We start from the raw sequence: 22,802 nt of genomic DNA, 5'->3' as shown, positions 1-22,802 counted from the left end.
GTCTGATTTCATCTACCTTAGCGCCCCCAACGAAAGTTGGGGGCGCTGCGTTATTGTCTGTGCCTGTGCTGGGTCCCGATCAATGGTGAGGATTCTCGTGCCAGGCAAGGTCCAGCAACTGCTGGACCTTTCGTGCGTTGTGGTCCTCCAGACCGCTGACCTCCTGCTCCAGCAGTCTGATGGCCCGCCGGAACGCTTGGCGGTCTAGGTCGGGAAGCCCCCGCTCAGTGTTCCAGCGGCGCAACTCACAGGTCAGGACCGCGAGTTCCAGCGGCTGGCCGCCGGCGAGAATCTCGGCCACCAGGCGCTGACGGGCAGCCCACTGGTGTGGCAGGGTCAGGCTGCTGTTTTGCAACTGGCTCAGCAGTTCCGGCAGATCGCGCTCGGTCAGGGCGGGGCGCATGCCCGCGCTGTGCGGCGCCGCCACCGGGACATAGGCGCGACTGGCCGTATGCGTGAACTGCAACTCGTAGTAGTCGTGGGTAACCGTGCCCACCGGACGCTGGCAGGTGCCGCTGATCACGCCGAGGCCGTAGGGAGGCAGCACGACCCGGTCGCCGGTGACATAGACCATCTGTTTCAAGAGCTTTTCTCCCAGGCCAGCGCGCCCTGGAGACGTGCGGTCTGCTTCGGGCTCCTGCCATGGGGGGTCACCCGGCCAGGGTTGGCATCTGAGGACAAGCGTGCCTGCGCTGCGTTGCGCTGCGGCGCCTCACTCCATCGTTCCGGTATTCTCCGGGACTGTTGCATAGGAGAGAGAATAACTCAAGAAAGTGAGAAAAGCACCTTCCTTTCCAAAGTGTTGTGCGTTACGTGTAGAGACGTGCTGACAATGCAAGTGGCCCCGAACGGCAACAGAGAGGCACACGTTCAGAGCCTGCTGTTGCCAGACGCTCTGAACCTGTGCCTCTTAAAAAGCTGTCTCGAGAGTGCTCCAGTTCTACAAGGTGCCCTTGAGGGTGCTGGCCACCTTGAACCGGATCTTCTTGCCTGCGGGAATCGTGATTCTCTGACTGGTACCCGGGCGCACCCCGGTGCGGGCCGCCGTCTGGGTCACGCTGAGGGTGCCCAGGCCAGGGAGGCCCACGCTCTTGCCGCCTTGTAAGGCAGAGACCACACTGTCCAACACGGCGGCTACGGCCTCGCCGGCCTGTTTCTTGTTCAAGCTGGTCTTGTCGGCGACCATGTCGACGATCTGGGTCTTGGCAATCTTGCTGGTCGCGCTTTTTGCGGGTGCAGCTTTGGTAGTGGGCTTCCTGGCGGCGGGTCTGGTGCTCTTGGCCATATGCAAACCTCCGGAATCTGAATTGAGCGAATTGTTGGCTCAAATGCACCTTAACACACGTTTATTGCCAGTCAATCCCCAGGATGGCGCGCCACGGCTGCTTTTTTCCCGGCAACGTGCTGTTCCTCGCCGGACAAATCACAGACAAAAACCGAGGAGATAAGCGCCACAACGCCCTATAGAATGAATAATAAATTTAATTTAAATTAAGAACTGGAAAGCACGGCAGATGCCAGCTTCAAGATCCGGACCCGGCCAGACAGTGCTTCAAAAGTCCACAGACGGCCCCGCAGTGGGTCTCCCAGGCCGCCCAGCAGCTTAAGGGTCTCCTGGGCCATCAGGCTGCCCACGATGTTGGGTACCGGCCCCAGAACGCCGCTCTCATCGCAGGACGGCGCGTTGCCGGGGGTGGGAAACAAGTCACGCAGGCCCAGGTGCGGGCCGAACACGCTGACCATGCCGCTGGTGCCGCTCGCCGCGCCCCAGACCCATTCGCGCTCCGCCCGCATGCAGGCGTCGGCCAGAGCGTAGCGCGTCTCAAAATTGTCGGTGGCGTCCACCACCAGCGTCGTGCCGCCCATGGCGCGGTCCATGTCCGTGCCTTCCAGTCTGGGGGCCGTCTGGACCTGCACGAAGGGATTGAGTGCCTGGACACGCGCCGCTGCAACCTCCGCCTTGCTTCGTCCCACGTCGGCGGCGGTGAACAGGGTCTGGCGGTGCAGATTGCTGACCCCCACCGTGTCGCCGTCGGCAATCACCAGCCGCCCTACGCCAGCCCCGGCCAATTGCAGGGCCACCGGGCCCCCCAGACCGCCGGCGCCCACCAGCAGCACGCTGGAGCGCCGTAGCCGCTCCTGCGCGCCGGCCTCCAGCCATTCGGGAACCATCAGCTGCCGCGAGTAGCGTCGCAGTTCGTCACGGCTCAGGGATTCGGGGTCCGGACGCGTCTGCCTCCTGGGTTCAGCGGTGCTCATCGCTGCGAGTGTAGAGGAAGTGGGGGTGCCGGACCGTTCACATCACAGGCGGTCCGCGGGCTTCCCTGCGGCGGCGCTGCCCTACAATGCGGCGCGTATGTTAGCCCTGCTGGTTGCCGCCCTGTCCTACCTGCTGGGATCGCTGGTCACCGGCGTGCTGTACGCGCGGGCGCGCGGGGACGACATCCTGGGCCGCGACCTGCCTGGGGGCAGCGGCACCTTCCGGCAGTTCGGGCGCAACGCCGCCATTCTGGTCACCGCCGGGGATATCCTGAAGGGTGTGCTGGCCGTGGCGCTGGCCCACGTACTGGCGCCTGAGCTGACTTGGCTGGCCACCCTGGCGGTGGTGCTGGGCCACTGTTACCCGGTGTTCTTCCGGTTCCGGGGCGGCGGCGGCATCGCGCCTTTCCTGGGGGCATTGCTGGTGGCGGCCCCGCTGACCCTGCTGGGCGCACTGGCCCTGGGGCTGGCCGTGATTCCGCTGTACCGGGCCACCCTGCAACGCCGCCTGAAACTGAACGCCGTGCCGTTTGCTGCCGCCGTTGCCGTGCCGGCAGGCCTGCTGCTGAGCCTGCGTTACGGCGGCCTGGGTGACCTGCTGGCAGGAAGCGCGGTCATGGCGCTGCGGGCCGTTCACCTGCTGGCCGCGCCGGCGGGCCGGGACAGGCCGTGAGCCGCGCCGGGCGGAGCTGGTGGGGCTGGGCTGCCGGTGGGCTGGTGCTTGGCCTGATGGGCATGTGCGGCCCAGAGGCCAGCGCCGCCGCCGTGCTGGAAGGCCGGACCCTGCGCTATGAGGACGGCGCGCAGCTGGTCTGGCAGCGCAGCTATCCGGCGGCGCGCGGCGACCTGAGCGGCCCGCTGGAGGTGGGCGGCGCCGTGTACCTGGGCGTGGGCCCCAAGGTCTACGTCTACAGCGCGGCGGGCCGCGTGCTGGGCCGCGCCGACCTGCCAGGGCCGGTGACCACCCTGGACGCGTCGGGGGGCGTGGTGCGCGTCAGCACCGCCGGGGACGGCTACGCCGAGCGCTTCACGCTGGCCGGGGGCGCGGGGGGCGTGCTGGTGCAGGAGCGGGTGGTCCTGCCGCCTGACCCGGCCGTCACCGGCTGGCTGTTGAGCGCGGCGCTGGCAGTGCCGGAAGCGGGCGTGCAGGCTGCGGCCAGCGAGGACCCCACCAACCCATTCCTGCTGCTTCGTCTGGCCGGACAGCGCCGCGCCCAGGGCGACAGCTACGCGGCCCTCAGCGCCGTGCGGCGGGCGCTGGGCACCTCCCTGCCGTTTCCGGCGTGGGTTCAGCTGGCCGCGCAACTGGACGCGTCGGGCTACCCGGCGGCCGCCGATCTGGCGCTGGACCGTGCCCGCCGCGACGCCGCCTCACGCGGGATAGATCCCGACGTGCCGGTGGGCCGGACGGCACTGGCCGCGTACGGCAACCCCAGTGCGTACGTGGGCACGCTGTTGAACCAGAACCGGCTGGCCCGCGCCGCCGCCTGGATGGCGTACCTCCGCGAGCTGCACCCGCGCTTCGAGGGTGGTCCGGCACTGTACGAGCGCTACGCCGGCATCCTGGAGGCCCAGGGCCGCGCGGGGGAGGCCGAGGAATGGCGGCAGTTCTCGCGCTCGCTGCGGGCCGGCACGCTGTACAACCTGGGACCCGACGGCCTGGGCAGCGTGCGGGACGCCGCGCGGCTGGTGACGCTGACGCTGCTGCTGGCGCTGGGTGCGGCGCTGGCGGCCGTGACGCTGCGGGCCTGGCGGCCCCAGGGGCTGGCCACCCGGCCGCTGGGCGGGCGCCTGCTGGGCTGGCTGCGCCGGCCGCTGGCACGGGCACGGTACGTTGCGGTGGCCTACGCCTCCCTGAGCGAGCGGCTGCTGCTGACGCTGCTGCTGGCGGGGCTGGTGGCCTCGCTGGGCGGCTGGCAGTGGGCCAACCTGGCCGGCGCGGCCCTGCGCGCCCCGGCGCTGAACATCGGCACCTACGGCGGCGGCTGGGGCAGCGCCGGGCTGAGTGACCTGAACCTGCGGCCCGGCCCCGACAGCGCCCTGCTGAGCGGTCTGGCAGCGCAGCTTGACGGTGATGACGCGGTGGCCCGGCAGATCTACACGGCGGCCCTGCCCGACGCCTGCGCCCTGAACAACCTGGGCGCGATCTCGCAGGCGCGTGGCGACGAGGCCCAGGCCCGCGAGCAGTACCGCGCTGCCCTGACCGGCCGTCCCGACCTGGGCGCCGCCGCGTTCAACCTGGGCCTGAACCCCAACACGCCGGACGCCAGCTTCCAGCGCAGCTACCGCCCCGGTCAGTCCCGGCTGTGCTACCCGGACCAGCGCAGCGTGACGCGCGCCGTGACCGGTGACCTGAGCGTGACGCTGCGTCAGGCCCTGCTGAATCCGGCCCAGGTGCTGACCCCGGCGCCGGGCCGCAGCGCCCGCCTGGGCTGGGCGCTGCTGGTGGCCGCCCTGCTGGCCGCCGCGATGCTGGTCTCGCTGCTGCTGCCGCGCACGCCCCTGACCCCGGCCCAGGCCCGCGCCCCGCTGGTCCGGGCGCTGACCCTGCTGCTGCCGGGCACCGGCCTGATGGGCAGCCCCTGGGGCGGCATGCTGCTGCTGCTGTGGGCGGCGGCGGTCGCGGCGCTGGCCCCGCTGGCCGGGGGGGCCACGTTCCCGGCGCTGCCGCTGCTGGCCTCGGGTGCCCTGCGCGGCGGCCTGATCGCCGCGCTGACCCTGAGTTACTTTCTCAACACGGTCATTCTGCTGACCGCCGAGGTCCGGCACTACCGCCGCTCGCGCTGGGCGGCGCGGGCAGAGGTCTGAATACCCAGCGCCCCGGCCCACGCTGCCCAGCACCAGAGAGCCTTCCTGTTTTTGACCGGCCCAGACGCAGTCGCACACACAACATTAACCTCAGCTCAGAGAAGCAACTCGCGGCGCGTCCGCATGGTGTACCATGTGAGCCATGCTTTCCCTAGGAGAACTTCTTTAGTGCAACTTGATTCTGGCGCGGTGGCCGAGGGCCGCGTAACCCGTGTGACCGATTTCGGCGCGTTTATCCAGTTCGAGAACGGCGAAACGGGCCTCGTTCACATCTCGCAGATTGCCCACTCGTTCGTGCGCAACATCCACGACCACGTGCGCGAGGGCGAGAACATCGAGGTCAAGGTGCTGGGCCGCGACGAGCGGGGCCGCCTGGACCTGTCGATCAAGGAGCTGCTCGAAGAGCCCGAGGAGGTGCCGCGCCCGCGCGCCATCGGGCGCCAGAGCCCGCAATTCGAGGCCAAGCTGCGCTCGTTCATGCGTGACGCCAAGGAACGCACGACCACCGGCGGCCCCAAGAAGCCGGGCGGCGGCGGCGGCAAGCGCAAGAAGTAACGTCCGGGTCAACATCCGTCCGGTACAACCCACAGGCTCCCGGTCTCCGCTGACCGGGAGCTTTCTGCTGCTGGGGCTTTAACCGCCGTGTAACCGGCGGGCGGCATGCTGTGGCCATGAAGAAGAACCTTTCTATTCTGGCCCTGTCGGGTACGCTGGCCCTCGGCGCGTTCGTGGGCTACGGCATCAATGACCGCTCTTCCGCCCTGAACGCCTCGCCTGCCACGGCGTCCCAGCCGGCCCAGGGCCAGATGGTGCAGGCGCTGGCCACCCCCCCTGCGTCGCCGCTGGCCCAGTCGAACACCTACAACAATGGCCGGGCGCGCACCGAGTCCGAGTCGAACACGGTTGGCGTGGTCAAGCAGCGCCAGGGCGGTCTGGTCTACGTCAGCGTGACCGAGGACAGCAGCAGCAGTCCGCAGGCCCAGCTGCGCAAGCGGATGCAGGAGCAGATGCCCTTCGGGTTCCCCTTTGGTGAGGGCGACAGTCCGCTGGGCGACATGGGTACGCCCCAGCCCCAGACCGGCACCGGCAGCGGTTTCTTCGTCTCCAGCGGGGGCGACATCATCACCAACAACCATGTGGTGGACGGGGCCAGCGAGATCACCATCCGCGTGCACGGCGACAAGACCGAGTACAAGGCGAAGGTGATTGCCCGCGCCCCCGACTTCGATCTGGCGCTGATCCGCGCCGAGGGGCTGCCCAGGACCCTGATTCAGCCGATTCCGCTGGGCGACAGCGCCGCACTGGACGTGGGCCTCAAGGCCATCGCCATGGGCGCGCCGTTCGGCCTGGATTTCAGCGTCTCGGAGGGCATCATCAGCAGCCTGGAGCGCACCGCCCCGGTGGGCATGCAGGGCATCAAGCAGAGCCTGATTCAGACCGACGCGGCCATCAATCCCGGCAACTCTGGTGGCCCGCTGCTGAACAGTGCGGGCGAGGTGATCGGCGTGAACACCCAGATCCTGACCGGCGGTGCGGGCCAGAGCGCGGGCGTGGGCTTTGCCATCCCGGTGAACACGGTCAAGAAACTGCTGCCCCAGCTGCAGGCGGGCAAGGGCGGCGTGGTGCAGCCGCCGCGCATGGGCATCACCTTCACCGACGTGAGCGGCCTGAGCGCCCAGCAGCGCGAGGCCGCCGGGTTGCCGGAAAACGGCGCGCTGGTGCAGAGCGTGGTGCCGGGCAGTCCTGCCGCCAACGCCAGGCTCCAGGCGGGCAGCAACGAGCGCATCAAGCTCACCAACCCCGCCACGGGCCAGACCTCATCGGTCTCCACCGACGGCGACCTGATCACGGCCATCGACGGCCAGCCGATCTCCGACGACAACAGCCTGCAGAGCGCCGTGCTGGGCAAGAGCGTGGGCGACAGCGTGCAGCTGACCGTTCAGCGCGGCGGTGAGACCCGCGAGGTCACGGTCAACCTGGGCGACGTCACCTTCCCCAAGGCGCAGCAGCCGTAAGCGGGACAGGACCGCGACAGGTGTGGGCAGGGGGTTGTGACCTCTGCCCTTTTTGCGGGTCTGGCGCGGGCGGGGCAGGCGATACGGATGCCGGCCCATCCGGAAGACTTATGGAGGGTCCGCGTTCCGGACGCCCTTTACCCGAAGGATCCAAACAGCGGCCCCAGATCGGTCATTTTCCCGGTGGGTGTCGCGGGACTGAAGGCGTAGCTGCCGAAGACGGCCAGGAACTCGTCCCGGTCAAGCAGGCGCGTCTGCCCGCTGGGGCCGGTGGCCTGCACGCTTGCGCCGCGCATGTTCAGGCGGTACTCGCCCAGCTCGCGCACACTGGCCATGCGGCCCCGGCCCACGTGCAGTAGGGCAGTGACGCGGTATTCCTGGCCGCCTCTGGCGCCCAGATAGGTCAGCAGTTCGGTGGCGTTCATTGAGACCGGGGGCCTGTCATGGAGGACTTCAGCGCGGCTCCACCACCGCCGCCGTGCCGTAGGCCAGCACCTCGGTCACGCCGTCGGTGATCTCATTGGCGTCGTAGCGCATGGCGAGAATGGCGTTGGCCCCGCGTTCCTGGGCGTGCTGAACCATCAGGTCAAACGCCTCCTGACGGGCCTTCTCGGCCAGCTCGCTGTACAGGGTGATGTTGCCGCCCAGCATGGTCTGCAGCGACGCGCCGAGGTTGCCCAGCACGCTGCGCGAGCGCACGGTCAGGCCGCGCACCACGCCCAGCTGGCGGGTCACGCGGTACCCCTCGAGTTCGTTGGTGGTGGTGATCAGCAACGGGTCCATGGTCCCTCCTGCGCTGCGGCGCGGCACAGTCACGACACCACCGTCCCGGCCCCGTTCAGCGCCGCCGTGATGGGCTGCCCGGCGCGGGCGTCGCCGAAGATCACGCGCTGCACGCCGCCCGCCACCGCCTCCGCCGCACCCAGCACCTTCTTCTTCATGCGGTCCTGGGCGAATTCCAGGTACGCTTCCACGTTGCCCGCCGGAATCTGGCGGATCAGGCTGGCTTCGTCCGGGTACTCACGCAGCAGCCCCGGCACGTTGGACAGCAGCAGCAGCGCCTCGGCCTTCAGGGCCACGGCCAGCGCGGCGGCGGCGCGGTCCCCGTCCACGTTGATTGCCACGCCCTCGTAGCTGCTGGCGGGGGGCGTGAGCACCGGCAGGTATCCGGCCGTGAGCAGCAGCTCGATCAGCCCGGTGTTGACCCGCTCCACCGTTCCGGTGTGGTCGCCGCGCAGCACCTTGACCTTGCCGTTTTCCACCGCCCGCACGCTGTCCTTGTGGCGGCCCTCAAAGATGCGTCCGTCCAGCCCCGACAGGCCCACCGCGTTGACGCCCAGGCGCTGTAGCCGCTCGACGATGCCCTTGTTGATCTTGCCGCAGTACACCATCTCGAAGATTTCAAGGGTCTGGCGGTCCGTGAAGCGGCTGGTGTAGCCGCTGGGACTGGTCACGAACTTGGGCGGGTGGCCCAGGGCCTCGGCCACGCGGTTGGTCTCACCGCTGCCGCCGTGGACCAGGATCAGACGTTCGCCTGCCTTCCAGCGCGCCGCCAGATCGCTGCACACCGCGTCGTAATCGATTCCGGCGCTGCCGCCCACCTTAACCACAATCATGCCTGCACCTTCATGCGGGGCATGCTAGAGCAAAGGACGGCGGGCGGGCGCCCAGACCTTCAGACCCTGTCCCCATTCGGCTCAGCCCATCGTGCGCGGCAGCGGCTGGCTGGCCAGGATCTTCTTCGGCTCGCGGAACTCGATGTTCTCCCACTCGCCCTCCTCGATCACCTGCAACTGCGGGTTCTGGGCGCGGAAGTGGGCCACCACCGCCTGCACCAGGTCGTCGGGGGTGCTGGCGGCGCTGGTGATGCCGATGGCCTGGACGCCGCCCAGGTCCAGCTCCGCCAGATCATCCACGGTCTCGAGCCGCTCGGCCCGGCCGCACGTCTCGGCGGCCAGTTCCAGCAGCCGCATGCCGTTGCTGGAATGCGTGCTGGTCAGCACCAGAAAGGCGTCCACGTTGGGCGCGATGGCCTTGACCGCGTCCTGGCGGTTCTTGGTGGCGTAGCACAGGTCCTCGCTGGGCGGCACGATCAGGTTGGGAAAGCGGGCTTTCAGGATGTCCACCGTGCGCCGCGTGTCGTCCACGCTCAGGGTGGTCTGGGTCAGCACCACCAGCCGCTCGGGGTCCGGCACGGTCACCGTGTGTGGATCGTGCAGCCCCTCGCCGCGCTTGCCCAGCACGCCCACCAGGATGGTGCTGTCCGGGGCCTCACCGCGCGTGCCGATCACCTCCTGGTGCTGGGCGCTGTCGCCGATCAGCAGGATGGTGTGGCCCTCGCGGGCGTATTTCTTGGCCTCGGTGTGGACCTTGGTGACCAGCGGACAGGTCGCGTCGATGGTGGCCAGCCCCAGCGCCCGCGCCCGCTCGCGTACCAGGGGGCTGATGCCGTGCGCGGAAAACACGACGGTGTCGCCGCCCTCTGGCAGCGCCGTGATGTCATCTAGATTTTCCACGAAATGCACGCCGTGGGCGCTTTGCAGCCGGTCGACGACGGTGTGGTTGTGGACAATCGAGTGGTAGACCGTCACCGGCCTGTCCTCGGTGCGGGCGGCCCGTTCCACCGCGCCGATGGCCATGACCACGCCCGCGCAGAAGCCGCGCGGCTTGGCGAGATACACGCGCTCAACCATGCCGCGCACGCACGGGCCGGGTGGGGGAGGGGTCAGTCATGGCCTCAGTCTACGGGCCGGGCCGGGGCATGACCGTGTCGGGTGTCCCGGCGCCGGGGCCAGGCACGGGGTCGGGCGGCACGTTCTTCAGCCACCATTCCTCCGGGACCGCGCGGCTGCCCGTGTTCCACACACGCTCGAAACGGGCCTCCTGTTCGGCCACTGCCGCCGGGTCGTTGGTGGCCAGTGCGGCCTCGGCCAATCCAAGCTGGCCCCAGGCACTGAAGTGGAAGTTCATGCTGCCGGTTACCACCACGCGCCGGTCCACCGTCAAGGCCTTGGCGTGCATCTTGAAGGTGGTGTAGCGGGCCTGAAAGCGGTCCTCAAGGCCCCGGCGGCGCAGCGCCTGACGCAGCAGCGTGACCCCGCTACGGTTGGCCGGGGCGCCCACCCCATAATCCACGGTGAGCAGCCGGACCTGGACCCCGCGTCCGATGGCCTGCAACACCGCACTCAGGTATACCGGCCAGCTGTCCGGACCGCAGCCCTGCGGGTTCAGGTACGCGCCCCAGCAGCCTGGCGTGGGCCCGAAATCCGCCTGCTGCAGATCAAGCTGGCGTTTTGCCGCGCCCAGCAGCGCCAGATGGGCGCGGTCCGCCGCGTCGTCTCCGGGGCGGCGGTACAGCATGAAGGCGCGGGAATTCCCGGTGGGCACGGCCCTGCGTGCCGCCGCCGGGTGCGTCACCGGGTCCGGCGGCGTCATCTGGCACTGTGCTTCGGCCTCCGCCCGCGTCACCCCGGCCGGGCAGCGCAACTGCAAGCTGTGCCGCCACAGGTCATCGAACACGGCCACGCCGCTCTGCGCCACCGGGCCGGTCATCCGCAGGCCCAGGTCGTGCAGGTCCTGGCCCCCCGGCTCGGTGCCCGGCAGGTGCCAGTTGGTGTAGTTGTACCCGGCCACCGTCAGGTCCTGGCCGTCGATGACGTGCAGCTTGACGTGGCTGTGCGGCAGGTACCGGTAATTGAGGAGGCTGAGTTGCCAGCCCACGCGGTCGTCCTGCATCGGCACGCCCAGCCGCAGCAGATCGCCCAGCAGCGCCAGCGGCTGCGTGCGGCCGTCCGGGTTGATCAGGTCCGGGAAGCCGCCCAGCAGCACCCGCACCGTCATGCCCTGGGGGTACGCGGCGGGGTCCGTCCGCACCCGCCCGTACAGGGTGGCCGCCGCCTGGGCAAAGCTCCAGCCGGGATGGCCCGGTCCGGCGTGCCACTCCATGTTGGTCAGCAGGACTTCGCTGCGGGCACCGACGATCTGACCGGCGGTGATCTCGAAGGCGTCCAGCGGCGTGTCCACGCTTCGCGGCGTACGCAGGTAGCCGCCAAAGGCGTTGCCGCAACTGGTGTCTGGCCGTCCGTTCGCGGTGACCACCCGCCACAGCGCGTGTTCCAGCGGGTCCGTCGGCGGGTCGCAGGCCAGCAGGTTCACGGGCGCGGCGGGCCACACCGGCCCCAGAAACAGCGGCAACGCGGCCCCCAGCCCCCAGCCCCCGCAGGCCAGGGCCAGGGTCAGCAGGAGGCGCGGGAGGCAGCCGGGCATACCGCAGCATAGGGCGGCCGAAACCGCGCCGGGCCGCAATTCAAGACAGGCCCCGGCGCTTCTTAGAGTGGCGTCAGTTTGGGAAGCGCGGGGCGGGGACGGTCAGGGGACGGAAGGGATGGGCGTTTCCCTCAGTCCACCACTTCAAACCCCAGCCGCGCGGCCTGCTCCACGAAGAAATTGATGTTCTCGCTGAGCGTCTGCGGCCCCAGGCTCTTGCGGTGGTGTTCGCCGGTGGCAGCGATGATCAGCGTCTCGGCCAGACAGGCCGGCACCGCGCCCTCGCCGAACTGCAGGTCGATGGCGCTGGTCATGCCGCCGGGCGGGCGCACCACGCCGCCGGGAATGATCCGCACGCCCGGCACGCGGGAGACGCTCTCGTCCACATCTGCCGGACGGCCCTCGTCGAAGATCCAGGTGCCGGGCTTGACGTGCTGCGGGAAGATCACCGGCTCCGGATCGCTGGTGGCCGAGAAGATCAGGTCCGCCGTCTTCAGCGCGGCGTAATCGGTGGTCGTGATGATCTCGGTGTCCTTATTGGCCCGGCGCAGGGTGGCGGCGCTGCGCTCAAGCTTGTCCATGTTGCGCCCCAGCATGATGACCCTGGCCACCTGCGGCGCGATGGTCCGTGCGATGCCGAAGGCCACCACGCCGTTGGCGCCTACGATGCCGGCGGTGGCGGCCCCCAGGTCCCGGCCCTCCGATTCAAAGTGCCTCAGGATGCCCGGAATGGCGGCCTTGATGGTGCCGGAGGTGTAGGCGCCGCCGTTGGTCACGGTGATTTCCGGCACGGCGGCCTGCACGTCCACACCCTTGTTGCCCACCACGGACCAGAACGCGCCCAGCCCGAAGACCTCCGCGCCCAGCTCGTGGGCCAGCCGCGCGCCCTCGATGGCCCGGCGGGTGGCCAGTTCCGGCTGCGTGTCGAACACGTCGGGCAGCAGCGGGCTCGACAGCAGGTAGCAGCGGATGCTCTGGCCCTCGGGCGTGCGGATGCCGCGCAGCTCGCCCACCTTCATGGGCCGCAGGTTCTCGGCCATCTGGCGGACGGTGCGCTCGCTGATCACGCCGCGCTGCACCAGCGGCCGCAGCCACGCGAAGCGGCGGGCGGACCAGAAGTTCTCCAGCGTCATGGGGTGGATCATGAAGGCGGCCACCACCTCGTCGCTGCGCTTGCCGGCCAGCGGCACCTCCTCGCCGAACCTGGGCTCGGTGCCGTCCAGCATGCGCCCGATGTTCTCCTTGAAGCGCCATCCGGCCGCCACCAGTAGCCCCAGCCCCGCCAGCTTGGCCGGCGTGCCCACCGGCAGCAGCGCCACGGCCACGGCAAAGGCGCTCAGGCCCGCGAGGGTCGCCGCGCTGACGTAGCCCCAGTACCCGGTGACGCCCGCGTAGACCACCACCGGCAGGGCCGCCACCCACAGCGGCAGCGCCCCGGTGACGGCCAGCCCTGCCAGCGCGCCCAGCAGCGTCAGGTTTCCGCGCCCGCGGGGCGGCACTGTGCCGTACAGCGGGCGGTACAGCGCGTGCGGGGGGTTCAGGTGGCCCAGATACGCGGCCAGCGCCGCCAGCACCGTGACCTCCGGACGCCCCAGGCTGGAGGCCATCAGCACCGCCAGCAGTCCCTTGCCCGCGTCCAGCAGCGCCGAGGCCGTCGCCAGTCCCGGCCCCACCAGCCGCAGCATGTTCTCCAGCCCCAGGTTGTGCGCGTTGCTGAGGCGGACATTGACCCCCGCGCGGCTGAGCAGCAGATACCCCAGCGGCAGGCTGCCCACGAGAAAGGCCACCAGCAGCAACAGGGCCGACAGAAACAACATGTCGGCCATTCTAGGGCTTTCGGGCAGGTTCCGGCGGCAGCGGAAGGTCAGGCAGGGAAAAGCGGGAGGCCGCCCCGGCCCCCCGCACCCTCCTGTCTGGCGTCCTGCCGCGTCAGGCGGCGGCCAGGGTTACCGCAGTTTCTCGCGAATCCAGCCCGCGAGTTCGCTGATCTTCACCCGCTCCTGGCTCAAAGTGTCGCGGTCCCGCACCGTCACGGTGTCCCTCAGCGCCGGATCGGACGTCTTGCCCTCGCCGCCGCCCAGACCCAGCGTGTCGAAGTCCACGGTCACGCAGTACGGCGTGCCCACCTCGTCGTGGCGGCGGTACGCCTTGCCGATGTTGCCGCTGTCCTCGTACAGCACCCGGCCCAGGCCCAGGCCCTGCAGTTCAGCCTTGATCGCCCTGGCGACGCTGGTGATTTCCTCACGGTTGCGCGCCAGCGGAATTACCGCCACCTTGATCGGGGCCAGATGGGGCCTGAGCTTCAGCACAATCCGCTCGCTGCCGTTGTCCAGCGTCTCTTTGGTAAATGCCTCGCTCAGCACCGCCAGCAGCGCCCGGTCCACCCCGGCGGACGGCTCGATCACGAACGGCACGACGGGCTTATTCGTCTCGGGGTGCGGGATGGTCAGCTTGGCGATGGAGTCGTTGTTCTCGGCGACGGTGGCGACGAGATTCAGCTCGGACTGCGATTTGGTGTGCGAGCCCAGATCGTAGTCGCTGCGGTTGGCGATGCCCTCGATTTCTTCAAAGCCCAGGGTGGGGTAGTCGTACATCAGGTCGTAGGTGCGCTTGGAGTAGTGCGCCAGGTCCTCGGGCGGCACATCCAGAATCTCGATCCTGCTGCGCGGCACGCCCTGCGCCTCCCACCAGCTCAGCCGCTTTTCCAGCCAGTGCTCGTGCCAACCCTCGTCGGTGCCGGGCACGCAGAAGAACTCGATTTCCATCTGCTCGAGCTCACGCACCCGGAAGATGAAGTTGCGCGGCGTGATCTCGTTGCGAAAGGCCTTGCCGATCTGCGCGATGCCGAAGGGCAGGCGGCGAGAGGTGGAGTCCACTACGTTCTTGAAGTTGGTGAAGATGCCCTGGGCCGTTTCCGGGCGCAGGTAGCCGTAGCTGTCCTCGTCGGCCACCGGGCCGATGGTGGTCTTGAACATCATGTTAAAGGGCTTGGGCTCGGTCCAGTCGCCCACCTCGCCGGAGAAGGGGTCGCGCACGCCGGCCGCCTTAAGCGCTTCCGAGGCCTGCGCCGGGCTGGCGTTCAGCGCCGCCACCACCGCCGGAAAGTTGGCCGGGTCCGCGCCCATCTCGGCGGCGACCCGCGCCACCACGTCCGCCTTCTGGTCTTTCACCAGATGGTCCAGACGGTAGCGCTTGTTGTTCTTCTTGTTGTCCACCATGGGGTCCGAGAACGTCGCCTCGTGGCCGCTGTGGCGCAGCACCATGCGGTGCATGATGATGCTGGAGTCCAGGCCTTCCATGTCATCGCGCTCGTAGACGTTGCTTCTCCACCACGCGGCCTTGATGTTGTTCTTCAGCTCCACGCCGAGGGGGCCGTAGTCGTAGAAGCCCTGCAGGCCGCCGTAGATCTCACTGCCCTGAAAAATAAAACCGCGGCGTTTGCACAGGCTGACCAGCTCTTCCATCGATGATGCGGGCATAGGGGATTCTCCTTCCGGGCCGCCGGCCCGCTGAAGGGCGCAAAAACGCCCCAGACGGCACCGGACCGGTCCGTCTGGGGACGCAAATTCAAGGACTCGCGCGGTTCCACCCCAGTTCCAGAACGCGGCGGTCTGCCGCCTCCTGGCCCTTTTTGCTCTGCCAACAGCTCCCCGCCGCCCTTCACGCGCTGCCGCCCACCTGACTTCCACCGTCTCAGGCTCGCTCTACCGGGCACATGCGCGCTACTCCTGCGGATCAACGCTGCGGGCATTGTCGCCCGCGGCGGGGGAGGGGGTCAAGGGGGCGCGGTCCCTGGCTCCACCCGCTGGCCCTGGGTGGACCCCTGTGGTCAGCGCTGCGGCCTGCGCGGCATGACAAAGCTCCGCCGCGCCTCCTCCGACGCCAGGGTGGCGGCGTCGTAATAGGGGCCGAGCAATCTGGTCCGGGCCTCCCAGTCCAGCAGGTCGGGGTTCGCGGCAGCGAAGGCCTCCCAGCCCTGACCCGCGGCCCGGCGTTCCAGCACCAGAAAGAAGTACGCGGTGGTCAGGGTGGCGTTGTATTTGCCGGTCAGCCCCAGCCGCTGTGCCAGGGCACGCAGCCCGGTGTCGAAGGTGGTGGCCAAGGCCTCCAGCGCCGGTGCCTCTTCCAGCAACAGCCACGCCAGATGGATGTGGGCCGGGTGACTGAAGCGTCCGTGCTCGGCGACGCAGCGCTCAAAGAGGCGGTCAAAGCGGTCCGTGGCAGTCATGCGCGCAATGTACCGACTCTCATCTCAGGCAGACGCCTGATCCGGTGGGGCGTGCGTCAGCGCTGAGGCAGGCCACGCCGGATCCGTCACCCCTCAGGGCGTGCTTCCCCCAGACTCCACCCAGATGTTGCGGAAGCTGACGCCGCTGCCGTGGTCCTGCAGCACGATTGGCCCCGGCGTCTCGGCCTCGGGAGCGCCCAGCATGGTCGGGCCGCTCAGGACCACGTTGTCCTGAATCTTCTCGCCGTTCAGCCAGACTGTGGCGCGGGCGTTTTCGGTTTTCTGGCCGCCGCTCCAGCGCGCGGCGCGGAACTCAATGTCGTAACTCTGCCAGGTGCCGGACGGCAGGGCCGCGTTGCTGCTGGCGTCGTGCTGGCCGTAGATGGCCCCCAGGTCGTTCTGGCCCGCCAGGGCGCCCCCGAAGGAGTCGAGAATCTGAACCTCGTAGCGGCCCTGCAGGTACACGCCGCTGTTGGCCCGGTCCTGTTCGCCCAGCTCCGCGCGGGTGGCGGGAAGGCGGAACTCCAGATGCAGCCGGAAATCGCCGAAGGAGTCACGCGTCTGAATGTCGTTGGTGTCGCGCGGATCGCTGCTGGGCCGGACGGTGGCCACGCCGCCCTGCACCGGCCACCGGACCTCACTCCCCCGGCGGTCCAGCCAGTCGGCCCCCACGCTCTGCGGGGTGCTGGCGCTGCCCAGCAGCACCCGCGCGCCCTGGGGCGGGGTCAGGTAGGCCAGCGGGCGCAGCTCGATCTCGCGGTATGACACCGCTGCCCCCTCGGCCTGCAGGGCGATACGGCCCGCCGTCAGGGGGGCGCCGCCCGGCGCACGCAGTGCGGTGGCCTGGGCCGCCACCTGCCCGTTGACGATCTGCGTGGCCTGATCGCCCGACACCACCAGTTCCAGCGTGTTCCAGCCGGCCACCTCGCGGACGCCGTCGGCCCGGACCATCCGGCGGTAGCCGTCCGCAGGCTCCTGGGTGGTCACGGGTTTTCCAAAGGGGTCGTGCTTCAGTTCCCTGGCCCCCGGATCACTGACTGTGGACGTGAAGTTGGTGCCTGCCAGTCCCCACAGGTCGCCGGTGGCCCCTTCCATGATCTGGAATTCCGCGCTGCTGGGCCAGAGTGTGTTGGGGCCGGTGACGTGGTACAGCACGCCCGAATCGCGCGGCTCGTTCAGGCGCGGCGCGAATTTCCGGGTGTCCCAACGGTACTGCAGGCGCAGACGGTAGTTGGCGTAGCGGTTGCTGGTCAGCAGGTAGCCGTACTCCCGGTCCCCGGCAGTGGGCGCGACGTCCAGCACGCGCAGCTCACCGTCCGTGACCCGGAACACGCCTTCCGGGTCGTTGTCCACCCCACGCGACGGCAGCCACGTGGACCAGCCGCCCAGGTTCTGGCCGTTGAACAGCGCGGTCCAGACGGTCTGCGGCTGCAGCGGCGGGGCCAGGCCGTCCTCCACGGGCGGGGGCGCGGCCAGGCCGGCCTCCCCAGCACAGGCCGACAGCCCTCCGCCCAGCAGCAGGGCCAGGCCGAGGCGGCGCAGGGCCTCACGTGGGGGCACCGACAGGGGACGGGGGGCGGGGCGGGGGCGGGATAGAGCGTCAGGCATGGTTTTCCTCGGTGGGACCTGGCAGGTCCGTGGAATGTCGGCGACACCGGGAACAGCGTGGCGAGGCCGGGGTAGGTGCCGCCGCGCGTCGCCGTTCGGCATATGCCCCATGATTTCCCGGCTCGGTGAGAGGACCTGTCCATTCCGGCTCAGGATTCAGAGGCCCACCCGCGCGTCGCCGTGGGCCCGGCGCGCCCCTCAGGGCAGGATTTTCCCCGGATTCATCACGCCCGCCGGATCCAGCAGCGTCTTAATGCCGCGCATCAGCTCCAGCGTGTCGCCGTGCTCGCGGGCCAGATAGGCGCGTTTGTGCAGCCCGACGCCGTGCTCGCCGCTGCAGGTGCCGCCGCGCGACAGCGTGCGGGTGATCATGGCGTCGTAGACGGCGTCCACCCTGGCCCAGGTGTCCGCGTCGTCCGGGGGCGCGTGGAACAGCACATGAAAGTTGCCGTCCCCGACATGTCCCACGATGCTGGCGTCCAGGCCCGCCGCGTCGGCCTGCTGGCGGGTGAACTCCACCACCTCCGGCAGGTGATGCAGCGGCACGCACAGGTCGGTGGTCCTGTTGACGTGGCCGGGGTGCAGCGCAGTGATGGCGTAGTACGCGTGGTGTCGGGCCTCCCACAACTGGGCGCGTTCCCCGGCGCTGTGGGCGGCATGCAGCCCCGTGCCACCGCCGTCGGTGACCAGTTCGCGGCACAGCGCCAGCGCCTCGGCCAGCGCGGTTTCACTGGGAGAGGCCAGCTCGATCCACAGCGTAGGAGCCTCGGGAAAGGCGGTGCCCTTGTGAGCGTTGACCGCGTGAATCTGGCGCTCGTCGATCAATTCCAGCCGCTCGGGTTGCAGCGCCGCGCCCATGATGTCCACGGCACACCGGGCCGCCTCGCCCAGCGTCGCGAAGTTGGCCCGCAGCACCACCAGATGCGCGGGCAGCGGCCACAGCCGGACCGTCAGCTCGGTGATCACGCCCAGCGTGCCCTCGGCCCCGATAAACAGGTTCTTGAGGTCATACCCGGCGCTGGTCTTTCTGGCCCGGCTGCCCACCCGGATCACCTCGCCCCCGGCCAATGCCACCCGCAGCTCCAGCACGTTGTCGCGCGTGGTGCCGTAGCGCACCGCCGCCGTGCCGCTGGCATTGGTGGACGCCATGCCGCCCAGACTGGCCTCCGCGCCGGGATCGACCGGGAAGAACAGGCCCAGATGACGGAGCTGCCGGTTCAGTTCCGGGTACGTCAGCCCCGGCTGCACGGTGGCCTGAAAGCCGCCCGCCGCCACTTCCAGCACCGCGTTCATGCCGCTCACGTCTAAGGACAGCCCGCCTGCCACCGGCACCACCTGTCCCTCCAGGCTGCTGCCCACCGCGAAGGGCACCACCGGAAAGCCGTATTCCTGGGCCAGCCGCAGCGCGTCCACCACATCCGCCTCACTTTCTGCAAACAGCACAGCGTGCGGCAGGGCGAGTTCCTGGCGGCTCTCGTCGCGGCCATGCGCCTCCAGGACGGCCTGGGCGGTGCTGAGCTGCCCGCCGAAGCGGGTGCGCAACCCCTCCAGAGCAGCGGGGGACAGGGTATCGGGACGGGACAGGGTGGTCATGGGCACTCCTTTGGCATGGGCGGTTTTCTGGGATGGTTTGGAGGTAGGGGTGCGTCCTCCCGGCCCCAAAACTGCACAGGGCGAGGCTGGCCCACTGCCCAGCTTCAGGCCTGCTGGGGTTCGGCCCCCACCACGGCCCGCTGCCAGCCGTGCAGCAGCTCCAGCGCCTGGAGCGGCGTCAGGCGGCCCAGGTCCAGGGCGGCCAGTTCGCGGGTCAGGCGGCCGTCATCACTGCCGGTGTTCAGGGCGGTCAGCAGGCGGGCAGCGCGTGCCGTGACCGGGGCGGGCAGCCCGGCCAGCCGCGCGACCTCCACGCCGTAGCTCTGGCGGGCCGCGCCGGGAATCACCTGATGGTAGAAGGTCAGGCCGCCGCGCCCGTCATGGGCACTCTCATCCTCCTCGGCGGCGACGTGCAGGTTGACCAGACCGGGGTGCTCGCCTTCCAGCCGGGTCAGCTCGAAGTAGTGGGTGGCGAACAGCGTGTGCGCCCCGGTGCCGTGCAGGTGTTCCAGCGCCGCCTGCGCGATGGCCAGACCGTCCAGCGTGGAGGTGCCGCGCCCCACCTCGTCCAGAATCACCAGACTGCGGGCGGTGACGCCGTGCAGGATGGCCGCCAGTTCCGACATCTCCACCATGAAGGTGCTGCGCCCGCCGGCCAGATCGTCGCTGGCCCCGATGCGGGTGTGGATGGCGTCGTACACCGGCAGGTCCGCCCCGTCAGCCGGGACGAACGAGCCAATCTGGTGCAGCAGCGCGCAGATGGCCACGGTGCGCAGGTAGGTGGACTTGCCGGCCATGTTGGGGCCGGTCAGCAGCAGCGTGGTGCGCCCTGGCCCCAGAACGGCGTCGTTGGGCACGAATTTGCCGCCGGTGGCTGCCTCCACCACCGGATGCCGGGCCTGGGTCAGGCGCGCGCCGCCGTCCACCGTCTGCGGGCGGGTCCAGCCGCACTCCACGGCGATCTCGGCCAGGGCAGAGAGCACGTCCAGCTCAGCCAGCGCCCCGGCCGCCTCCGAGAGTGCCTCGGCGTGGGCGGCCAGGCTGTCGCGCAGCTCGGTGAAGACCTCCAGTTCCAGCCGTTCGGCGGCCTGTTCCAGCCGGGCAATCTCGCGCTCGCGCTCGCGCAGGTCCGGGCGGGTGAAGCGGGCACGGTCTTTCAGGGTGGCGATCTGGCGGTAGTCCGGGGGCACCTTGCCCAGGTGCGGCCCGGTGACCTCCAGGTAATACCCGAAGACATTGTTGAAGCCCACCTTGAGGTTGCCGATGCCGGTTCTGGCCCGCTCGGCCAGTTCCAGCTCGGCCAGCCACGCGCGGTGACCCACTGCCGCGCTGCGCAATTCGTCCAGACCGGCGTGGAAGCCGTCACGGATCAGCCCGCCGTCCCCGGCGCGGATGGGCGGATCGTCCACCAGTGCGGCGCGGATGCGGGTCACGACTTCAGGCAGGCCGTCCAGCCGGGTCCGCACGCCGCCCAGCAGGCCGTCCAGGCCGTCCAGCAGCCGCACGGCCTCGGGCAGCAGCTCCAGCGTGCGCGCCAGCGAGGCCACCTCGCGGGGGGTGGCCCGCTTGACGGCCACCCGCGCCGAGAGCCGTTCCAGATCGTGGGCGCGGTACAGCAGCGAGCGCACCCCGGTCCGCAGGTCGGCGGCGCGGGTCAGGGTCTCCACGCTGTCCAGCCGGGCGCGGATGCTCAGCTCGTCCAGCAGCGGGGCGCGCAGCCAGGCCCGTAGCCTGCGCCGCCCGCCTGCCGTGCGCGTCTGGGACAGCACGTCCATCAGGGCCACGCCGCCGGGTGCCTGGGCCGTGAACAGCTCCAGCGCCCGCACCGCCGCCTCGGGCAGCCGCATGTGCGCTCCCGGCTCGAAGCGCACAGCGCGGCGCACCATCCGCAGTTCGCCCTGTTGCGTCACGCGGGCGTAACCCAGCACCGCCCCGCAGGCCCGCCGCAGCGCCGCCGAGTTCAGGCTGCCCGGCACCTCGCCCAGCACGGTTCTCAGCTCATCGCAGCAACCGTCTTCCTCAAAGTTGGCCGGCGAGAGCATCACCGGAAAGCGGGTCTGGAAGTCCGAGAGCAGCGCCGGATTGCCGGACAGCTCGGGGGCCAGCAGCACCTCACGCGCCCGCCAGCGCGACAGTTCGTCGTACAGCGCCGAGCGGGTATGAAAGGCGGCGCAGCGGAACTCGCCGGTGCTGATGTCCAGCAGCGCCAGCGCGTAGCCGTCGCCGGTGGCCACCGCCGCGAGGTAGTTCTCGTCAGCGCTGAGGTGACGTTCCTCGGTCACGGTGCCGGGGGTCAGTAGCTGCGTGACCTTGCGCTCCACCAGCCCGCTGCCGGGTTCCTCCACCTGATCGGCCACCGCCACGCATACCCCGGCGGCCAGCAGGCGCTCCACATTGCTGTCCAGTGCCCGCAGCGGAATGCCGGCCATCGGGGTGCTGAAGTCCCGGCTGCTCTTGTGGGTCAGCGCAATTCGCAGCAGCCGGGCAGCGCGCTCGGCGTCCTCGCCGAATGTCTCGTAGAAGTCGCCCACCTGAAACAGCAGGATGGCGTGCGGCAGCTGCGCGGCCACCTCGTCGCGCATCCGCACGTATTGCTCGAGCATCGGCGGCAGCGCCCCGTTGCCCGTTCCCTTCAACACCTTCTGGGCCACCCGCATATGGGGCGCAGCATAGCGGGCGGGGCACGCAGGCATGGGGAGCTGGGCGGCAATACTGCAAAAAGCCCTGCTGAGTGCGGGGTCGAGAGCTTTAGCGTGGTCTGCAGCCATCTAGGCCGGACCTATGACAGATCTAGACGTCGCACCCTAGAGCCCTGAGTAGGTCAAGCTCTGTAATAGGCGGCGTGGCTGGGCGAGGCGACGTGGCAGAACTGCCGGACTGAATTATTAGGTCAGGTGCTGGTAAATCATGAGCAAGAGGTGGATTGAACAGGGCCCTGAACCGGCGGATCCAGATACTCATAAGACACCTCGCTAAATCGGATTTAAGAAGGAATATGAAAAGTTTAGATAGAGTGCTCTTAAACAAATCTGACAAAGTTCAAATTGACAACGTGCAACTTACTGCAGTCCTCTGAGTCATCTCCTGACGATCCGGCCACCCGGTCTTGAGCGTCCCGTAACATGGGCAGATGGCCTACGATCCCCGAATGGGTTACGACCCGGAGCGCACCCTGAGTGACGGCGATGTGCATGACCTCAAGCCCGACGGCTGGTGGGGCGACGACGGCCTGTTGACGCGCGAGTTCACCTTTGACAGCTACCAGGCCGGGGTGGACTTTGCGGTGCGGGTGGCGGCGCTGGCCGAGACGCAGAACCACCACCCGGAGATCCACATCTTCTACCGGCGGGTCCGGCTCAACTACTTCACGCACGATGCGGGCGGCATCACGAAACTGGACATTGCGGGCGCGCAGGCGGTTAACGGACTGCTGGACAGCGGCCACGCCTGAAGCGCCCATGAAGCTGAGCATTCCGGACGCCGATACCCTGTGGGACGGCCTGCCTCCCGCGCGGCGGCACGAGCTGCGGCTGAGGGTCGGGCCGGAGCATCTGGACGAGATGAATCACGTCAACAACACCGTGTATCTGGTGTGGTGCGAGCAGGTGGCCCGAGCCCACGCTGAACGGCTGGGCCTGGGCACCGACGCCCTGCGTGCGCTGGGCGCGGTGCCGGTGGCACGGCAGCACATCATCACCTACCACCGCCCGGCCCTGCTCGGCGACCGGGTGCGCGTCCGCACGGCCCTGACCGTCCACGCTGGCCTGCGCAGCGTGCGCGCCTACACCGTCGACCGCGTGAACGGCGGCGACCCACCGCAGCGCGGTCTGCGGCTGGCCGAGTGCCAGACCGAGTGGGTCTGGGTTGATCCGGACACGGGCCGTCCCAGACGGACCCCAGCGGCCGTGATTGAACGCTTCGGCTTCGCGTCGCAACCACAATTCCCGGCTCGCCTCTAAGCTGGACTTTGGCCATTGACAGGGGGAGCGGCATGCCGCTCCCCCTGTCAGACTTGAGCATGGCAC

At 69.3% G+C, this 22,802-nt stretch carries 20 protein-coding genes; 6 read left to right on the top strand and 14 right to left on the bottom strand.

Features of this window, described 5'->3' with window-relative positions; all coding sequences use genetic code 11:
* Positions 1 to 79: 79 nt before the first annotated feature.
* The 3 genes from IEY31_RS17325 to IEY31_RS17315 all read right to left on the bottom strand — a co-directional run bounded on the left by IEY31_RS17325 (position 80) and on the right by IEY31_RS17315 (position 2,259).
* Positions 80 to 574, bottom strand: a complete 495-nt coding sequence (locus IEY31_RS17325; RefSeq protein WP_188974214.1) for a CarD family transcriptional regulator — start codon at positions 572 to 574, stop codon at positions 80 to 82.
* A gap of 366 nt (positions 575 to 940) precedes the next feature.
* On the bottom strand, positions 941 to 1,285 hold the full coding sequence (locus IEY31_RS17320; protein ID WP_188974211.1) for an HU family DNA-binding protein: 345 nt from the start codon (positions 1,283 to 1,285) through the stop codon (positions 941 to 943).
* Between the two features lie 206 nt (positions 1,286 to 1,491).
* Positions 1,492 to 2,259: a HesA/MoeB/ThiF family protein gene (locus IEY31_RS17315; RefSeq protein WP_188974210.1), complete on the bottom strand. Its 768-nt coding sequence runs from the start codon at positions 2,257 to 2,259 to the stop codon at positions 1,492 to 1,494.
* Positions 2,260 to 2,356: 97 nt separating this feature from the next.
* On the opposite strand from IEY31_RS17315, the gene IEY31_RS17310 reads away from it, so the two are divergent.
* The 4 genes from IEY31_RS17310 (at position 2,357) to IEY31_RS17295 (ending at position 7,082) form a co-directional block, all read left to right on the top strand.
* A complete protein-coding gene (locus IEY31_RS17310) occupies positions 2,357 to 2,932 on the top strand; it encodes a glycerol-3-phosphate acyltransferase (protein ID WP_188974209.1) in 576 nt (191 codons plus the stop codon).
* On the top strand, positions 2,929 to 5,067 hold the full coding sequence (locus IEY31_RS17305; protein WP_229723746.1) for a hypothetical protein: 2,139 nt from the start codon (positions 2,929 to 2,931) through the stop codon (positions 5,065 to 5,067). Before IEY31_RS17310 ends, IEY31_RS17305 begins: the two co-directional genes overlap by 4 nt.
* A gap of 123 nt (positions 5,068 to 5,190) precedes the next feature.
* Positions 5,191 to 5,622, top strand: coding sequence for a S1 RNA-binding domain-containing protein (locus IEY31_RS17300; RefSeq protein ID WP_188974208.1), 432 nt, complete (start codon positions 5,191 to 5,193; stop codon positions 5,620 to 5,622).
* A gap of 116 nt (positions 5,623 to 5,738) precedes the next feature.
* Positions 5,739 to 7,082 carry a S1C family serine protease gene (locus IEY31_RS17295; RefSeq protein WP_188974207.1) on the top strand — a complete coding sequence of 448 codons (1,344 nt, stop codon included), beginning with the start codon at positions 5,739 to 5,741 and terminating at the stop codon, positions 7,080 to 7,082.
* A gap of 137 nt (positions 7,083 to 7,219) precedes the next feature.
* Here IEY31_RS17295 and IEY31_RS17290 read toward each other — a convergent pair whose 3' ends face one another.
* The 11 genes from IEY31_RS17290 to mutS form a co-directional block, all read right to left on the bottom strand.
* Positions 7,220 to 7,507, bottom strand: a complete 288-nt coding sequence (locus IEY31_RS17290; RefSeq protein ID WP_188974206.1) for a hypothetical protein — start codon at positions 7,505 to 7,507, stop codon at positions 7,220 to 7,222.
* Positions 7,508 to 7,535: 28 nt separating this feature from the next.
* Positions 7,536 to 7,865 (bottom strand): YbjQ family protein, encoded by a 330-nt coding sequence (locus IEY31_RS17285; protein ID WP_188974205.1) that lies wholly within the window; start codon positions 7,863 to 7,865, stop codon positions 7,536 to 7,538.
* 29 nt (positions 7,866 to 7,894) lie between these two features.
* A complete protein-coding gene (locus IEY31_RS17280) occupies positions 7,895 to 8,698 on the bottom strand; it encodes a [LysW]-aminoadipate kinase (protein WP_188974204.1) in 804 nt (267 codons plus the stop codon).
* 81 nt (positions 8,699 to 8,779) lie between these two features.
* A complete protein-coding gene (ispH, locus tag IEY31_RS17275) occupies positions 8,780 to 9,775 on the bottom strand; it encodes a 4-hydroxy-3-methylbut-2-enyl diphosphate reductase (RefSeq protein WP_188974212.1) in 996 nt (331 codons plus the stop codon).
* 49 nt (positions 9,776 to 9,824) lie between these two features.
* Positions 9,825 to 11,348: a phospholipase D-like domain-containing protein gene (locus tag IEY31_RS17270; protein WP_188974203.1), complete on the bottom strand. Its 1,524-nt coding sequence runs from the start codon at positions 11,346 to 11,348 to the stop codon at positions 9,825 to 9,827.
* A gap of 131 nt (positions 11,349 to 11,479) precedes the next feature.
* Positions 11,480 to 13,165 carry a glycerol-3-phosphate acyltransferase gene (locus IEY31_RS17265; protein ID WP_188974202.1) on the bottom strand — a complete coding sequence of 562 codons (1,686 nt, stop codon included), beginning with the start codon at positions 13,163 to 13,165 and terminating at the stop codon, positions 11,480 to 11,482.
* Between the two features lie 129 nt (positions 13,166 to 13,294).
* Complete coding sequence (locus IEY31_RS17260; protein WP_188974201.1) at positions 13,295 to 14,827, bottom strand: glycine--tRNA ligase; 1,533 nt, start codon at positions 14,825 to 14,827, stop codon at positions 13,295 to 13,297.
* Positions 14,828 to 15,177: 350 nt separating this feature from the next.
* Complete coding sequence (locus tag IEY31_RS17255) at positions 15,178 to 15,576, bottom strand: hypothetical protein (RefSeq protein ID WP_188974200.1); 399 nt, start codon at positions 15,574 to 15,576, stop codon at positions 15,178 to 15,180.
* 93 nt (positions 15,577 to 15,669) lie between these two features.
* Positions 15,670 to 17,184 carry a 3-keto-disaccharide hydrolase gene (locus tag IEY31_RS17250; protein WP_188974199.1) on the bottom strand — a complete coding sequence of 505 codons (1,515 nt, stop codon included), beginning with the start codon at positions 17,182 to 17,184 and terminating at the stop codon, positions 15,670 to 15,672.
* 198 nt (positions 17,185 to 17,382) lie between these two features.
* Complete coding sequence (locus IEY31_RS17245; protein ID WP_188974198.1) at positions 17,383 to 18,777, bottom strand: FAD-binding oxidoreductase; 1,395 nt, start codon at positions 18,775 to 18,777, stop codon at positions 17,383 to 17,385.
* 104 nt (positions 18,778 to 18,881) lie between these two features.
* The gene (mutS, locus tag IEY31_RS17240; RefSeq protein ID WP_188974197.1) at positions 18,882 to 21,434 is read right to left on the bottom strand and encodes a DNA mismatch repair protein MutS; all 2,553 of its coding nucleotides are present in this window, start codon (positions 21,432 to 21,434) and stop codon (positions 18,882 to 18,884) included.
* 473 nt (positions 21,435 to 21,907) lie between these two features.
* Between mutS and IEY31_RS17235 the strand changes: the two genes are divergently transcribed.
* Positions 21,908 to 22,228 (top strand): 4a-hydroxytetrahydrobiopterin dehydratase, encoded by a 321-nt coding sequence (locus IEY31_RS17235; protein ID WP_188974196.1) that lies wholly within the window; start codon positions 21,908 to 21,910, stop codon positions 22,226 to 22,228.
* A 7-nt stretch (positions 22,229 to 22,235) separates the two neighbouring features.
* Complete coding sequence (locus tag IEY31_RS17230; protein ID WP_188974195.1) at positions 22,236 to 22,736, top strand: acyl-CoA thioesterase; 501 nt, start codon at positions 22,236 to 22,238, stop codon at positions 22,734 to 22,736.
* Positions 22,737 to 22,802 lie beyond the last annotated feature (66 nt).

This window comes from Deinococcus aerolatus (assembly GCF_014647055.1).
GTDB lineage: Bacteria > Deinococcota > Deinococci > Deinococcales > Deinococcaceae > Deinococcus > Deinococcus aerolatus.
This window is presented reverse-complemented; position numbering and strand designations above follow the sequence as displayed.